Genomic DNA, 14,162 nt, shown 5'->3' with positions numbered 1-14,162 from the left:
GTGGCGGTGCGTCAGCCCGCGCGGAGCGTCAACGCGGCCGTGTGCAGGGTGCCTTGCGTGCGGAACTGGAGGAACAGCCGCCAGTCGCCCGCCGTCGGAAGCTCGGCGTGGAAGGCCAGTTCGGGGCCGCCGTGATCGCCGTTCACGGCCGTCGTCGGATGCAGGTGCGCGAACGCCAGATCACCGGCGTGGAACGCCGTCAGGTGCGCGTACGTCCCCAGGTACGGCTGGAGATCGGTCACCGGGCGGCCGTTCCTGGTCACGGTCACGGCCAGCGGATGCGCCATGCCCGACATGCCCGCCATGATGTCGCCCTTCACCGTCACCGTGTAACCGTCCACCGTGGCGCTGGTCTTGGGCGCGGGCAGCGGCACGGGCGACGAGGCGGCGCCGGGGACCGTGACCGTACGGCTCAGGACGACGTCCGTCCCCTTGCCGGGGCCCGCGTCCGGCGTGAAGGACGCGAAGAACCGCCACGCGCCGGGTGTGAGCGCCGCCAGCCGCGCCGTCCAGGTGCCGTCCTTCGCCATCCCCGGATGCACGTGCTGGAAGCCGGTGAGATCGGACCGGACGGCGTAGAAGTGCATCCGCTGCGTCTGGTCGAGCGCGAAGGCGGTCAACGGCCTGCCGTCGGGCGCGGTGACGGAGAAGCGGTACGTGGCGGGCGCACCGGAAGGCAGCCGCGCGTCGGGGGAGACGAGGCGGTAGCCGTCGCGGTCGGCGGACAGGCCGTTGGCGGAGGCTGGGGCGTCCATGCCGTCCATGCCGTCCATGCCGTCCATGCCGTTCGTGGAGGGCGTGGAGGGCGTGGAGGGCGTGGACGCGGGGGGCGACGTGGGGGACTCGGGTGACGACGCCGGGGCGTGGCCGTGTGCCTGGCCGGCGGTCGTGGAGGAGCCGCCGCCGCAGGCGGTCAGGCCGAGCAGCAGAGCGCAGGTCGCGGCGGTGGCCGCGAGGAGAGCGGGCCGGAGTGTTCGCATGATGCTCTTTCGGGTGAGCGCGCGGAAAACGGCGCGCGTATGGATGCGATGCGGACGGATGTGGGGGCGCGACACCGCACCGGGAACTCCCCGGCGCGGCGGGCCTCTTCACGTCCGCGCGACGCACACCCGCAGCAATATCGCCCGCCCGCCCGGCGGCGGAGCGCGCCGCCGGTCCCGAGACGGCGCGGTGCCGGAGGCGGCCAACCCCGCCCCCAGCAACGGCGGTACGGCGGAGGCGACCTGCGCCCAGCCGGTGAGCGGTGCCCGCGCGCGTACGGGCGTGGCCCAACACGAACCGCCGGAGCCGGTCTTGGCGACGTGGGGGGCGGGGGCCTGCGGCCGTACGTGCGGAGTCGAGTGGGTGGTGGCGGCGACGGGTGCGGTAGCGGACATCCGCGCGATACCCATGTCCGTGCCCATGTTCATGGCCATGGGCGCGCCGTGGCAGCCCTCGCTCGCGGAAGCCGGTGCGCCGTGCATGAAGAACAGCCCGAGCAGGACCGCGCACACCGCCAACAGCCGGGGCGTACGCGGCCGGTGCGCGTGTGCCGTACCGTCGCCGTCCGCTGTCACCCGGTTGACGATATACCCCCAGGGGGTGTCTTGTTCAGGCGGGTGCCCGCGTGTTAACGCTGCGGGTACACGGTCCATGTGCGATGCCCGCGACACATGGACACATGGACACGTAAACACGCAGACGGCCGACCGGAAGGCGCGAGAGATGTCCGTACGCAGCGAGCGCGAAGGCGCCGTCACCACCGTGGTGCTGTCCAGGCCGGAGGTGCGCAACGCGGTGGACGGGCCCACGGCCGCCGCGCTCGCGGACGCCTTCCGCGCCTTCGACGCGGACGAGGAGGCGGCCGTCGCCGTCCTCTGGGGCGAGGGCGGCACCTTCTGCGCGGGCGCGGACCTCAAGGCGATCGGCACCGCACGCGGCAACGCGGTCGCCGACGACGGCGACGGCCCGATGGGGCCGACCCGTATGCGGCTCGGGAAACCGGTGATCGCCGCCGTCTCCGGGCACGCCGTCGCGGGCGGTCTCGAACTCGCGCTCTGGTGCGACCTCCGCGTCGCCGAGGAGGACGCCGTGTTCGGCGTCTTCTGCCGCCGCTGGGGCGTGCCACTGATCGACGGCGGCACCGTACGGCTGCCCCGGCTGATCGGCGCGGGCCGGGCGATGGACCTCGTCCTCACCGGCCGTCCGGTCGACGCGGCGGAAGCCCTCGCCATCGGCCTCGTCGACCGCGTCGTCTCGCCCGGCACCGCCCGCGCCGCCGCCGAGCGACTCGCGGCCGAGATCGCCGCCTTCCCTCAGACCTGCCTGCGCGAGGACCGGCTCTCCCTGCTGGAGCAGGAAGGTCTGCCCGAAGAGGCCGCCCTGGCCGTGGAGTTGGCGCACGGCCGGACCTCCCTGACCGAGGCGGCGGCGGGCGCCTCCCGCTTCGCCTCCGGCGAGGGCCGCCACGGATCATTCACCTGATGCCGTAGGCCCGCTGTCGGCCGTACGCGCCGGCCCCGTAGTCCTGTCGGGGTCCCCGGACGGCCGCCCACGTGCCCGTTGTGCTCGCGGGCATGATCGTCTGGCTCAACGGCACCTTCGGCGTCGGCAAGACCACGACGTCCCGGCTGCTCACCGAACTCCGCCCCGACGCGCGGATCTTCGACTCCGAGACGGTCGGCTCCATGCTGCGCCCCGTCCTCGCCTCGGTCCCCGTCGCCGACTTCCAGGACCATCCGCCGTGGCGCGCCCTCGTGGTCGAGACGGCCGCGCAGATCCTCGGTTACGTCGGCGGGACGCTGGTCGTACCGCAGTCGGTGCTGGTGCGGGCGTACTGGACCGAACTGCGGGACGGGTTCGCGAAGTCCGGCATTCCGCTGCGGCACTTCGTGCTGCACGCCGACCCGTTGACGCTCGCCGCGCGGATCGACAACGACCCCGAGGGCACCGGCATCCGACGCTGGCGGCACGACCACGTCGCCCCGTACGCCGCCGCCCTCCCCTGGCTGCGCGAGGAGGCCGAGATCGTCGAGACGGCGGACGTCGCCCCCGACGAGGTGGCGCGGCGGATCGCGGCCGCAGTGACCGCCCAGGGCGTGTCCGTGAAGTCGCCTCTGGCTGGCGGCGCCTGGCACGCACGCCTGCCGCGTCGCCGGAACACCCGAATAGCTCCGCTTTGAGGCCACCCCGGCGCCTTGCGCTCAAGGGCCCCCGGACGGAGGCCGGGGGAACACCACACGCCGCCTGGACCGCCCATGATCCGCCGGACACGCCTTAGGGCGTAACGGCCGCGAAGCCGCGTGCCGTTCGCCCGTCGGCCCGGCGGGGGTCATCCCCGGCCCAGCCGCAGGGCCCAGGCGAGGCAGCCGAGCGCGGCGGTCGTGGTCAGGACGCGGGCGACGTTCCAGCGCAGCCAGGCGGACTCGAACTGCTCCCGGACGGCGGCGAGATCGCGGATCTTCGACGGGTCGCCCGCGGCGGCGAGCTTGTCGTTGAGCGGGACGTTGAAGCCCATGGTGACGACGAGCGAGGCGGCGTAGAGGACCACGCCCGCGATGATCCACGGCAGCGCGGGCCGTCCGTCGCCGCGCCAGTGCAGCGCCGCCGCGATCCCGCCCAGGACCAGGGCGCCGCCGAAGGCGAGGCTGAACCAGCCGTTGAGTATAGCCACGTTGACGCGTTGCATGGCCTCCACGAACGTCCGGTCGTCGGAGGCGGCGAGGCCCGGCATGACGGCGACGGAGAAGGCGAAGTACAGGCCCGCCATCAGGCCGGTGGCGAGCGTGGCGGCGAGCAGCACGAGACTGCGGATGTCGCCGGACATGGCAACTCCTCTGGGTCCTCGGGGACGAGCGGTCGGATTCCGGCCCGACTCGGGCCGCTGGTAGGCGGGTTGGCGGTCCCGACCGGAGCGGTCCTGCGGGAGCGGCCGCTCCCGGCGCGGCCGCCGCTCCGGGTCCGCCGCGCCGCCGCCGGACATCGGCTGAGGCGGCGGCGTACCGTACGGCCACGCCGCGTACCGCTGCTGGTGCGGAGCCTGTTGAGGTGGCTGTCGAGGTGCCCGCTGAGGTGTCCGGTCGCGGGGCGCGGTATGCGCGTTCGGTGTCATGGCCTCAGTGAAACGGCGGCGAGGGCGGCGGGACCATCGTCGAAAAGCTCACCCCCATGCGCGGGCGTCCAGTCCTAGGCTGGGCGCATGGACGCACTGGCGAATCTGCTGGACGGGCCGCGGGCCCGAGGCGCCTTCCTGCTGCGGTCGATCCTCACCCCGCCCTGGTCGCTGCGGATCGAGGACCGGGCGCCGCTGACGCTGGCCCTGATGGTGCGCGGCGACGGCTGGGTGGTGCCGGACAAGGGCGACCCCGTACGGTTGTGCCCCGGTGACATCGCGGTGATCCGCGGCCCGGAGCCGTACACGGTCGCGGACGCGCCGGCCACCGAGCCGCAGATCGTCATCCATCCCGGACAGGTCTCCGCGACCCCGCAGGGCGTCGAGCTGTGCGAGGAGATGGACCTGGGGGTCAGGACGTGGGGTGATGTGCCGCCCGAGGCGGTGGGTACGGTCGGCGCGCCGGGACCGGTGCGGTCCGTGTCGGGAGTCGTCGGCGCAGGTCAGAGGGGTGCCGGGACCGCCGAGGACTCCGTCGTGATGATCACCGGGACGTATCAGATGCGCGGCGAGATCAGCCAGCGGCTGCTCTCCGCCCTGCCGCACGTCCTGGTCATGCCGGGCGACGCCTGGGCCAGCCCGCTGCCCGCACTGCTCTGCGAGGAGATCGTCAGGGACGAGCCGGGGCAGGAGGTCGTCCTCGACCGGCTCCTCGACCTGCTGCTGATCGCGGTGCTGCGCGCCTGGTTCTCCCGCCCGGAGGCCGGCGCGCCCGCCTGGTACGTCGCCCAGAGCGACCCGGTCGTCGGCCCCGCGCTGCGCCTGCTGCACGACGACCCCGCGCACCCGTGGACGGTCGCGGCGCTGGCCGCCAGGACCGGCGTCTCCCGCGCCGCCCTCGGCCGCCGCTTCACCGATCTCGTCGGCGAACCGCCCATGTCGTACCTGGCCAACTGGCGGCTCTCCCTCGCCGCCGACCTGCTGCGCGAGCCGGACGCCACCATTGGCGCCGTGGCCCGCAAGGTGGGATACGGCAGCCCCTTCGCGCTCAGCGCCGCCTTCAAGCGCGTCCGCGGCATCAGCCCGCAGCAGCACCGCGAGGGTGTGGTGGCGGAGGGGAGCGCGGCGTCCTGATCCGTCCGGCGGGCGCGCGGGGGCCTTCGGGGGGCGCGTACGGGCGCCTCGTACGATTCCTGCGTCCCATGCACCGTTCGGTTTGAGCCGGGGTATCGGGTCGGAATTGTTTAGGCTGGCTGCATGAAGGACTGGGATCTCCGCAAGCTGCAAATCCTCCGCGCGCTGCGCGACACCGGTACGGTCACGGCCGCCGCGGGCGCGCTGCGGATGACCCCGTCGGCCGTCTCGCAGCAACTGGCCGCGCTCTCCAAGCAGATCGGCACGCCGGTGTTGGAGGCGCGCGGTCGCGGCGTACGGCTGACCGGCGCCGCGCACGTCCTGCTCAGACACGCCGAGGTCGTCTTCGCGCAACTCGAACGCGCGGGCGCCGAACTCGACGGGTACGCACAGGGCGAGGTCGGCGTCGTGAAGGTCGGCGCCATCGCCACGTCCATCACGCGCCTGGTGGTGCCCGCCGCCCGGCTGCTGCGCCGCGACGCGCCCGGCATCACCTTGTCGGTGCGCGAGGCGGAGGCCGCCGAGGTGTACGAGGAGCTGGCCGCCGGAGACGTGGATCTCGCGCTGTCGCTGGCCGTGGACGCGCCGACGGCCCGCGACACGCGCTTCGTGATCGCCCCGCTGCTCACCGACCCGCTGGACATCGCGCTGCCCGCGACGCATCCGCTGGCCGCCGCGCCGGGGCTGCGACTGGCCCAGCTCGCCGAGGACCCGTGGATCTTCGGCAGTCGCGGACCGTGGCGCGAGATCACCCTGGCGGCCTGCGCCGAGGCCGGATTCGTGCCGGAGCAGGCGCACGCCGCCGCCGACTGGCCCGCGATCTTCGCCCTGGTCGCGGCCGGAATGGGGATCGCGCTGGTGCCGCGGATGTCCGCGTCCGGCGCCCTGACCCAGGACTTGGCGGTACGCCCGCTGGACGTGGACCGGCCGCGGCGCCGGATCGTGGGCGCGGTGCGCGGCGGCTCGCAGGACGCCCCGCTGCTGCGGCGGACGCTGGGGGCGCTGCGGCGGGCCGCGGAGCTGGACCCGACCATGCAGTTGGACTGAACAATGGCTTCAGTAAGTTTCGATGGACGTGAAGGGTCGGGTCGGCCGAGAGTAGAGACATGACGACGACAGAGACGCATGAGACGACGGCAGCGGGATCGGCGCCGGGGACGGCACCGGCGGGGGGAACGGCTGGGGGAGCGGCGGCAGGCGCGGCGGCCGGAACCGGGGCCGGCACTTTCACGGACCTGACCTCCTTCACGGGTGACGCGCTTCCTTACGGCGGCGGCAACCCCTTCGCGGACTACCGCCGCGTGGAGCTTCCCTTCGCGGGACTCGCGGACCTGGCCGACCGCAGGCTGGGCGCGGGGGTGGTCGCCGCCAATGACGAGTTCTTCGCCGAGCGGGAGAATCTGCTGGTGGCCGGGCCCGCGGTCTTCGACCCCGAGCGCTTCGGGCACAAGGGCAAGATCATGGACGGCTGGGAGACGCGGCGCAGGCGGGGGGCGTCCGCGCAGGTCCCGCACCCCGATCCGGCCGACCACGACTGGGCGCTGATACGGCTGGGGGCGCCGGGCGTGATCCGCGGCCTGGTGATCGACACCGCGCACTTCCGGGGCAATTACCCGCAGGCGGTGTCGGTGGAGGCCACCGCGCACTCGATGTCGGCGGCGCCCGAGGATCTGCTCGACCCGGCGGTGGAGTGGACCGAGCTGGTCCCGCGCACGGCGGTCGGCGGGCACGCGGAGAACGCGTTCGCGGTGCATGTGGAGCGGCGCTTCACCCACCTGCGCCTGCGGCAGCACCCCGACGGGGGGATCGCCCGGCTGCGGGTCTACGGCGAGGTGGCGCCCGACCCGGGGTGGCTGGCCGAACTGGGCACCTTCGACCTGGTGGCGCTGGAGAACGGCGGCACAGTGGAGGACGCCTCCGACCGCTTCTACTCCCCGCCCGAGCACACCATCCTGCCCGGCCGCTCCCGGAAGATGGACGACGGCTGGGAGACCCGCCGCCGCCGTGACACCGGGAACGACTGGATCCAGTACCGGCTCGTGGACCAGGGCGTGATCCGCGCCATCGAGATCGACACGGCCTATCTCAAGGGCAACGCGGCGGGCTGGGCGACGCTGTCGGTCCGCGACGGGGAGGACGGCGAGTGGATCCCGCTGCTGCCGCGGGTCAAGCTCCAGCCGGACAGCGTGCACCGCTTCCTGGTCAACCCGATACCGGCCACCCACGTCCGGATCGAGATCTTCCCCGACGGCGGCATATCCCGGCTGCGGCTGCACGGCTCGCTGACCGAGCGCGGCGCGACCAGCCTGGCCGAGCGGACGGAAGCCATCAGCTAGCGCGAGGCCGACATCGGGCAGGCCCCCGTGGGGGAGGGGGCCCCGTTCGTCAGGGTCTTCTGCGGGAGGGTCCTCAGCGGGCGGGGCTGAGGATCTGTTCCGACCAGGAGACCAGGTGCTCGAAGAGGTCGGTCCTGCGGCGGAGTACGGCCAGGGGGTCGTGGTCCACGTCGTAGGCGGCGGAGCCGACCCGGCCGCCGACGGCGAGGCGGGTGAGCATCAAAGGGGCGAGCCAGCAGTATTTGGCGGCGCCCGCGGCGGCCACCGAGCGGCGCAGCTCGTCCTCGCCCAGGGCGGCCCCGGCATCGCGGGCACCGGCCAGATAGCCCTCGATGACGGCGGCGGAGATCTCCGGCAGCAACTCCCCTGGTATCAGGCCGTCGGCGACGCAGTCCGGGATGAGGTTGGCGATGTCCTCGCCCACGGCGCCCTCCCCGACGAAGGCCCAGTCGAGCAGGACGGTACGGCCGCCGGCCGGTCGGGCGGCCGGGGCGCCGGGGGAGTGCGCGGGGGAGTCGTCCTGGGCGATCAGGTTGAGCGGCCAGACATCGAGGTGGCACAGGGTGCGGGGGCCGGACTCGGCGGCGGCGAGCAGGGTGTCGCGCCGCTCCCACATACGGTGCAGTCCGGTGCGCAGGGCGGCGGGCCAGACGGCGGCGGCGTCGGGCAGGTCCCAGGGGAGTTCAGCGGGCAGGGACTTGCTCTCCACGTACTGGCGGAGCCAGCCCCGGGAGAGCCAGGGCTCCGCAGGGAGCCGCCCGGTCCAGCGGGCCTGCGCGAAGCCGAGACCATGGGCGAAGGCGGCCAGGCGCTCCACCGGCCACTGTGAGCCGGGCACCCCGGTGACGTCCTCCAGCCACAGGGCGAAGGAGCCGTCCGCCCGCTCGTCCGCGGCGAGCAGGCGGGGGCCGTCGATCCCGGCGTCGGCGAAGACGGTCGCGGTCAGGCCGTCGCGGTAGGCGAGCGGCTCACGGCGCCAGTGGTTCCAGTGCCGCGGCTCGGGGCTGGTCTGCCAACTGCCCGAGCCCGTGGGGACGCACACCTTGAGAACCGCGCTGCCGTCGGGGCCGGTCACCCGCCAGATGCCGTCGGTGGCCTGGTTGTCCTGATTGTGGGTGAGTTCGGTGTAGGACCAGGTGGGTGCCGCACCGCCGAGGGCCGAGGCCACGCAGGAGGGGACGAGCGTCGCGGGGGTCACTGGGCGCCGAAGAGCTTCAGCAACTCGTCCTTGCCGAACATCCGGGCCGTGTCGACCGCGGACGGCACGCCCGCGGCCGGGTCGGCGCCGCCGTCGACCAAGGCGGTGATGACGTCCTGCTCGCCCTTGAAGACGGCGCCGGCCAACGGGGTCTGGCCCCGGTCGTTGGCACGGTCCGGCTCCGCGCCGCGGGCCAGCAGCGCCCGCACGGTCTGCCCGTGACCGTGGTAGGCGGCGAGCATCAGCAGGGTGTCACCGCGGTCGTTGGTGAGATTCGCGGGGACTCCCGCGTCGATGTAGGCGGCCAGTTTGTCGGTGTCGCCCTGCCGGGCGAGGTCGAAGACCTGGGCGGCGAGCTGAAGCAGCTCGGGGTCGTGAGCGGGCTCGCTCTCGGCGGCGGGATCGGGCGTCGGCTCGGTCATGATCCCAGCCTACGCAGCGGGGCACTGTCCGTTGAAGAAGGAGATCACCACGCGTCGCGGCGCGCCCTGGCCGACCTGGACGTCCACCGGGACGCAGGCGTGGCCGTCACCGGCGACGAAGAAGCCGCCGATGAAGACGACGGGCTGGGCCGGGCAGGCGTCGAAGGTGATCGCGGGGGCCGGGGTGGACCCGAAGGCACGGCCGTACTCCAGTCCGGCCTTGGCCCGCTGCTCGGCGCCGATGGTCAAGGTGACCGTCGACCCGGTCCGTATGGAGGCGGCGACCTTGTAATGCCAGCCGTCGGAGTTGTGGTAGCCGTGGCCGGTCTGGTCGCCGTCGGCCAGGGCGCGCAGACCGGTCCAGGTGAGGGGACCCACCGTCACATCGTTCTTCGCGGTGGCCGGTGCGGCGGAAGACGAAGCGGAAGCATCGGAAGAAGAGGAAGTAGAGGAAGGGGAGGTGGGTGCGATGGTGGTCGAACCGGTGGATCTCGCGGGGCTGTTGCCCGTGGTCACCTCGGTGGCGGAGCCGCCGGGCGAGCGCACGGCTTCGACGCACGCCACCGGGCGGGGGTGCTCGATGCTGCCGACCGGGGGCGGTGCCTCGATGGTGACGCGGGCGGAGTCGGTGACGACGGGGCGGTGCGTGGAACCGCCCGAGGAGCAGGCGGACAGCAGGGCGATCACCCCTAACGCCACACCGGACGCTCGTATCCCGCGACCAGACATGCGCATCACTCCCTCACGCAGGACGGTACGTGGTCAGCCGAGCGGCGGCCAGACCACCAACTGCCGTACCAGCGCGGGGTCTCCGGTCAGCCGCAGCGCGTCGGCCCCGTCCCAGGGGGCCCTGCGGTACAGCGCCAGCAGCAGATCGCTGGCGGGGCCGGAAAGGGTGGCACCGGGCTCCGGGCCGTCGCCGGGGCCGCCGCGGACCGCCGAGGCACCGGTGGTGTCGAGGATCAGGGTCCAGGCCGGGCCCTCGTCGGCGACCAGCGCGACACGGGCCGGTGCGTGCGGCCAGCCGTCCATCGAGCCGAAGCCGACGTGCAGGAATTCATCCAGGGCGTCGGCGGCGAGGGCGGGCGGCAGCGGTTCGGTGACCCCCGCGGCCTCCTGCGCGTCGCGGGCGTGGACGGCCGCCTCCTGGACCTGGTGGCGGGCGACGGAGCCCGAGGTCGCCGCGTTGCCCGACTCCGCCCACCAGGTCCAACAGCCGGTGTCGGGACCGGCCGCACGCAGGGCGTCGAGCAGCAGCACCGTCGAGGCCGCCGACCAGGACGGCAGGTCGTCACCCGGCATGCGGTCGCCGAGCACCCCGTCCGACGGCGGCCGGACGGCGGGGCCCGCGGCGACCGTCGCCGCCCAGAAGCGCTGCACCTGGCCGACATGCGTCAGCAGATCCCGGACGGTCCAGTCGGGGCAGCCCGGAATCCGGGCCTCGACGGGTGCGGCCCGCGCGGCCTCGCGCAGGACCGCGGACCGCTCCTCGATGAGTTCGAGCCAGTCGGTGAACCGGAGTTCGGGCGAGGCCGGCGTCTGCGAGGAGCGCGAAGTCGTCATGGCCACCGTTGTAGCAGCGACCACCGACAATGCCCCCGGTCCGGCGGCCGGGACAGCCCGCGGGCTCCCTGTCCGGTGCGGTGCGCGGAAGATCGAGAAGGCCGCGCCCGGCCGGTCCCGCGGCCGAATTTATGGCCGGATTTCTGACCGATTCCACAGGTTTTGCCCAACCCTGACCACGGCGGGCTCTGTTCACCGCGACGGGAAACCTGTTCCATGGTCATCAGACGGCCGCCGCGACCGAAGGCGGCCACGTGTGCCAGAAGAGGTGGCCTTGCCTACGACCGTGCGGCGTACCGCTGTGAGCATTCCGGCCGCGGCCCTCGGCCCGGAGAACCCGCTGCCCGCATTGCGCCCGCTCGACGAGCTGCACCGACTGGACCTCAAGGACCGCGAGGGACTGCCCGCCGACATGGCCAGGCAGCTCGGCTACGCGCCACTGCGCTCGGTGCTGCCGGTCCGCGTCCTCGACGGCTACGGCCGGGACCGCGCCCCGGCCGCCCTCGACGCACTCGTCATCGAGAACGACCGCATCCGCGCCACCGTGCTGCCCGGCCTCGGCGGCAGGCTGTACTCGCTGGTCCACAAGGCGACCGGGCGTGAACTGCTCTACCGCAACCCGGTGTTCCAGCCCGCCGCGTTCGCGCTGGCCGGTGCCTGGTTCTCCGGCGGCGTGGAGTGGAATCTCGGCGCCACCGGCCACGCCGCCCACACCTGCGCCCCGCTGCACGCCGCCCGCGTCCCCGCCCCGGACGGCGGCGAGATGCTGCGCCTGTGGGAGTGGGAGCGGCTGCGCGACCTGCCCTTCCAGATCGACATGTGGCTGCCCGCCGACTCCGACTTCCTCTACGTCGGCATCCGGGTCCGCAATCCGCACGAGCGCACCGTGCCCGCCTACTGGTGGTCCAACATCGCCGTTCCCGAGACCGACCGCACCCGGGTGCTCGCCCCCGCCGACGCCGCCTGGCACTTCGGCTACAGCCGCACCCTCAGCCATGTGCCGGTCCCCGCGCCCGACGGCGCCACCGACATCACCTACACCACCCGCTCCGAGCACGCCGCCGACTACTTCTTCGACGTGGCCGACACCGACCGCCGCTGGATCACCGCGCTCGACGGCGAAGGACACGGCCTCGTCCAGACCTCCACCGACCTGCTGCGCGGACGCAAGCTCTTCCTGTGGGGCCACGGCCGCGGCGGGCGGCGCTGGCAGGAGTGGCTGACCGAGCCCGGCACCGGCGGCTACCTGGAGATCCAGGCCGGTCTCGCCAGGACACAGCTCGAACACATCCCCATGGCCGCGGATTCGGAATTCTCCTGGCTGGAGGCGTACGGACCGCTCGCCGCCGACCCCGCGCTCGTGCACGGCGACGACTGGTCCGCCGCGCGCGCCGAGGCCGGGGGACGACTCGAGGCCGCACTCCCGCGCGCCACCGTCGACGCCGCCTACACCGCGTGGCTGGCGCACGCCGACACCGACCCCAAGGACCTGCTCGCCACCGGCTCCGGCTGGGGCGCCCTCGAAAGCGAGCGCGGCCACTTCCACCTGCCCGGCACCCCGTTCCCCGCCACCACGCTCGGCGACCCGCAGAAGCCCTGGCTGGAACTGCTGCTCGCCGGGATCTTCCCGAGACCCGCCGCCGACGCGCCGCCGGGACCCGCGCTCGTCTCCCCGGAGTGGCGCGAACTGCTGGAGTCCGCCGACACCTATCCCGGCAACGAGTGGTTCCGCGACTACTACCTCGGCATCGCCCAGTGGGCCGCGGGCGACCGCGCGCAGGCCGTGCGCAGTTGGGAACGGTCGGTCGCCGCCCACCCCTCGCCGTGGGGCCTGCGCGCCCTGGCCGTCGCCGAGGCCGACGCGGGTCAGACCGACCGCGCCGCCGACCGCTACCTGGCCGCGTACGACAGCCTGCGCGAGACGTTCACCGCGCTCCCGGACCGCCCGGACGTCCGGCGCGCCCTGATCGTCGAGGCCGTGCCCGTCCTGCTCGCCGCGGGCCGCGCCGCCGACGCCGAACGCGTCCTCGCCGATCCGGACCAGGCCCCGGAGGGCGACCGGCACGGCCCCGACTGCGGGCGGCTTCGGCTGCTGCGCGCGCAGACCGCGCTCGCCCGCGGCCAAGTCGCCGAGGCCCGCGCGCTGTTCGACGAGGGCTTCGTCGTGGAGGATCTGTACGAGGGCGCCGAGGCGCTGACCGACACCTGGTACGCCATAGCCGAGCGCCTTGTCGCGGGCGACGGCCCCGTCACCGACGACATCAGGACCCGCGCGCGGGCGGAACACCCGCTGCCCGCCGCGTACGACTTCCGGATGCGGCCGGAGACGGTGCCGTAGGGAGCGGGCGGTCCCGGGCGCACAGCCGCTGCGGCCGACGTCCGTTGGCCGCCGCGCCGCCTACGCCCGGCTCGCGGCGACCAGCGCCGCCGTCTCGTCCGCCGTCAGGTCACCGGGGCGGCGGCCGTCGCGGGCAAAGGAGTTGGCGGTACGGCGCAGCGCCTCGTTGACGGGCGTCGGCACGCCGAAGCGGCGGCCGAGCAGCACGATCTCGCCGTTGAGGTAGTCGGCCTCGATGGAGCCGGTGCCCCGGGTGAGGCTCTGCCAGGACGAACCGCCGCCGCGTTCACCGCCGTTGACGGGCAGCAGCTCCACCCGGTCGCCGCGCACGCGGGCCTGCTCCTCCTGGCTGACGTGCGCGACACCGGCCGCGTCCAGCACCGCGACTCCTTCCGCGCGGGCCCGCTGATACACCTCGAACAGCGGCCCCTCACCGATCGGACCGGACACCGCCTCCAGGGAGTTGCCCAGATTCGAGAGCAATTTGCCGTACTTCCACGCCATCACGTCCTGCGAGACCGGCGCCGCGAAGCCCGAGCCCTCAAGGTCGGCGGCGATCCGCCGCGTGGTGTCGTCCGCGCCCGACGGATAGCGGCCCAAGGTCAGAATCCCGGACAGCGGCGCACCCGGCGCCTGCACGACACCCGGCTCCAGGTGGGAGGCCGGCAGCCAGACGCACATCCCGTGCACGTTCGGGAAGCGGCGCAGTGCCAGCCGCTCGTTCTCGACCCCGTTCTGCGCGCACACCACGGCGGGACCGGCACCGTCCGACCCGACCCCGTACCCGTCCCACCGCGTCAGCACCGACGCCGTGTCCTGCGTCTTGACGCCCAGCACCAGCACGTCGTCGGGCCGCGCCCGCAGCGCCTCCGGCCCGTCCGCGACGGGCACGGGCAACGTCATCGTGCGGTCCGGCAGTTCGAGCCGCAGGCCCCGCTCGCGCAGCGCGTCGAGATGGCCGCCGCGCGCCACCAGGACGACCTCGTGACCGCCGTCGAACAGCCGCCCGCCGATCGTGCCGCCGACCGCTCCCGCTCCGATGATGATGTATCGCACACCAAGAGACTCGCACACGCCCGCC

13 protein-coding genes and 1 pseudogene are annotated in these 14,162 nt (G+C 73.8%); 6 read left to right on the top strand and 8 right to left on the bottom strand.

Annotation, left to right across the window (positions count from 1 at the left end; all coding sequences use genetic code 11):
* Positions 1-11: 11 nt before the first annotated feature.
* Both ACZ37P_RS12170 and ACZ37P_RS12165 read right to left on the bottom strand, forming a co-directional pair.
* Complete coding sequence (locus ACZ37P_RS12170; protein WP_467346296.1) at positions 12-980, bottom strand: hypothetical protein; 969 nt, start codon at positions 978-980, stop codon at positions 12-14.
* A gap of 108 nt (positions 981-1,088) precedes the next feature.
* Positions 1,089-1,556, bottom strand: coding sequence for a hypothetical protein (locus ACZ37P_RS12165; RefSeq protein ID WP_467346295.1), 468 nt, complete (start codon positions 1,554-1,556; stop codon positions 1,089-1,091).
* A 148-nt stretch (positions 1,557-1,704) separates the two neighbouring features.
* Between ACZ37P_RS12165 and ACZ37P_RS12160 the strand changes: the two genes are divergently transcribed.
* Together ACZ37P_RS12160 and ACZ37P_RS12155 are read left to right on the top strand one after the other, a co-directional pair.
* Positions 1,705-2,463 (top strand): crotonase/enoyl-CoA hydratase family protein, encoded by a 759-nt coding sequence (locus ACZ37P_RS12160; RefSeq protein ID WP_467346293.1) that lies wholly within the window; start codon positions 1,705-1,707, stop codon positions 2,461-2,463.
* 92 nt (positions 2,464-2,555) lie between these two features.
* Positions 2,556-3,059: pseudogene (locus ACZ37P_RS12155) on the top strand (P-loop nucleotide/nucleoside kinase family protein); the annotation flags it as partial.
* A 251-nt stretch (positions 3,060-3,310) separates the two neighbouring features.
* On the opposite strand, the gene ACZ37P_RS12150 reads toward ACZ37P_RS12155, so the two are convergent.
* On the bottom strand, positions 3,311-3,805 hold the full coding sequence (locus tag ACZ37P_RS12150) for an anthrone oxygenase family protein (RefSeq protein ID WP_401855952.1): 495 nt from the start codon (positions 3,803-3,805) through the stop codon (positions 3,311-3,313).
* 372 nt (positions 3,806-4,177) lie between these two features.
* On the opposite strand from ACZ37P_RS12150, the gene ACZ37P_RS12145 reads away from it, so the two are divergent.
* The 3 genes from ACZ37P_RS12145 (at position 4,178) to alc (ending at position 7,560) form a co-directional block, all read left to right on the top strand.
* On the top strand, positions 4,178-5,224 hold the full coding sequence (locus tag ACZ37P_RS12145) for an AraC family transcriptional regulator (RefSeq protein ID WP_467346291.1): 1,047 nt from the start codon (positions 4,178-4,180) through the stop codon (positions 5,222-5,224).
* Between the two features lie 123 nt (positions 5,225-5,347).
* Positions 5,348-6,271: a LysR substrate-binding domain-containing protein gene (locus ACZ37P_RS12140; protein WP_355339283.1), complete on the top strand. Its 924-nt coding sequence runs from the start codon at positions 5,348-5,350 to the stop codon at positions 6,269-6,271.
* 59 nt (positions 6,272-6,330) lie between these two features.
* The gene (gene alc, locus ACZ37P_RS12135; RefSeq protein WP_391163705.1) at positions 6,331-7,560 is read left to right on the top strand and encodes an allantoicase; all 1,230 of its coding nucleotides are present in this window, start codon (positions 6,331-6,333) and stop codon (positions 7,558-7,560) included.
* A gap of 73 nt (positions 7,561-7,633) precedes the next feature.
* Here the strand turns inward: alc and ACZ37P_RS12130 are convergent, their stop codons facing one another.
* Genes ACZ37P_RS12130 through ACZ37P_RS12115 form a run of 4 tightly spaced genes read right to left on the bottom strand, consistent with a single transcriptional unit; the run spans position 7,634 to position 10,743 of the window.
* Entirely contained in the window at positions 7,634-8,758 is a 1,125-nt protein-coding gene (locus ACZ37P_RS12130) for an aminoglycoside phosphotransferase (protein ID WP_467346290.1), read from the bottom strand.
* The gene (locus tag ACZ37P_RS12125; protein ID WP_355339292.1) at positions 8,755-9,180 is read right to left on the bottom strand and encodes an ankyrin repeat domain-containing protein; all 426 of its coding nucleotides are present in this window, start codon (positions 9,178-9,180) and stop codon (positions 8,755-8,757) included. Before ACZ37P_RS12125 ends, ACZ37P_RS12130 begins: the two co-directional genes overlap by 4 nt.
* A 9-nt stretch (positions 9,181-9,189) precedes the next feature.
* Positions 9,190-9,909: a hypothetical protein gene (locus ACZ37P_RS12120; protein WP_391163708.1), complete on the bottom strand. Its 720-nt coding sequence runs from the start codon at positions 9,907-9,909 to the stop codon at positions 9,190-9,192.
* A 33-nt stretch (positions 9,910-9,942) separates the two neighbouring features.
* A complete protein-coding gene (locus tag ACZ37P_RS12115) occupies positions 9,943-10,743 on the bottom strand; it encodes a maleylpyruvate isomerase family mycothiol-dependent enzyme (RefSeq protein WP_391051331.1) in 801 nt (266 codons plus the stop codon).
* A gap of 274 nt (positions 10,744-11,017) precedes the next feature.
* Between ACZ37P_RS12115 and ACZ37P_RS12110 the strand changes: the two genes are divergently transcribed.
* Complete coding sequence (locus tag ACZ37P_RS12110) at positions 11,018-13,081, top strand: DUF5107 domain-containing protein (RefSeq protein ID WP_467346288.1); 2,064 nt, start codon at positions 11,018-11,020, stop codon at positions 13,079-13,081.
* A gap of 60 nt (positions 13,082-13,141) precedes the next feature.
* Here ACZ37P_RS12110 and ACZ37P_RS12105 read toward each other — a convergent pair whose 3' ends face one another.
* Positions 13,142-14,137, bottom strand: a complete 996-nt coding sequence (locus ACZ37P_RS12105) for a ketopantoate reductase family protein (protein WP_467346286.1) — start codon at positions 14,135-14,137, stop codon at positions 13,142-13,144.
* Between the last annotated feature and the right edge of the window lie 25 nt (positions 14,138-14,162).

It is taken from the genome of Streptomyces sp. NPDC024632 (assembly GCF_055559175.1).
The sequence above is the reverse complement of the archived record's forward strand: the minus strand, read 5'-3'. Positions and strand labels throughout refer to the sequence as shown.

Bases quoted from the DNA above. Each gene is read 5' to 3' on its own strand.
- ACZ37P_RS12170 (WP_467346296.1), bottom strand. From the start codon at position 980: ATGCGAACACTCCGGCCCGCTCTCCTCGCGGCCACCGCCGCGACCTGC.
- ACZ37P_RS12160 (WP_467346293.1), top strand. From the start codon at position 1,705: ATGTCCGTACGCAGCGAGCGCGAAGGCGCCGTCACCACCGTGGTGCTG.
- ACZ37P_RS12150 (WP_401855952.1), bottom strand. From the start codon at position 3,805: ATGTCCGGCGACATCCGCAGTCTCGTGCTGCTCGCCGCCACGCTCGCC.
- ACZ37P_RS12145 (WP_467346291.1), top strand. From the start codon at position 4,178: ATGGACGCACTGGCGAATCTGCTGGACGGGCCGCGGGCCCGAGGCGCC.
- ACZ37P_RS12140 (WP_355339283.1), top strand. From the start codon at position 5,348: ATGAAGGACTGGGATCTCCGCAAGCTGCAAATCCTCCGCGCGCTGCGC.
- alc (WP_391163705.1), top strand. From the start codon at position 6,331: ATGACGACGACAGAGACGCATGAGACGACGGCAGCGGGATCGGCGCCG.
- ACZ37P_RS12125 (WP_355339292.1), bottom strand. From the start codon at position 9,180: ATGACCGAGCCGACGCCCGATCCCGCCGCCGAGAGCGAGCCCGCTCAC.
- ACZ37P_RS12120 (WP_391163708.1), bottom strand. From the start codon at position 9,909: ATGTCTGGTCGCGGGATACGAGCGTCCGGTGTGGCGTTAGGGGTGATC.
- ACZ37P_RS12115 (WP_391051331.1), bottom strand. From the start codon at position 10,743: ATGACGACTTCGCGCTCCTCGCAGACGCCGGCCTCGCCCGAACTCCGG.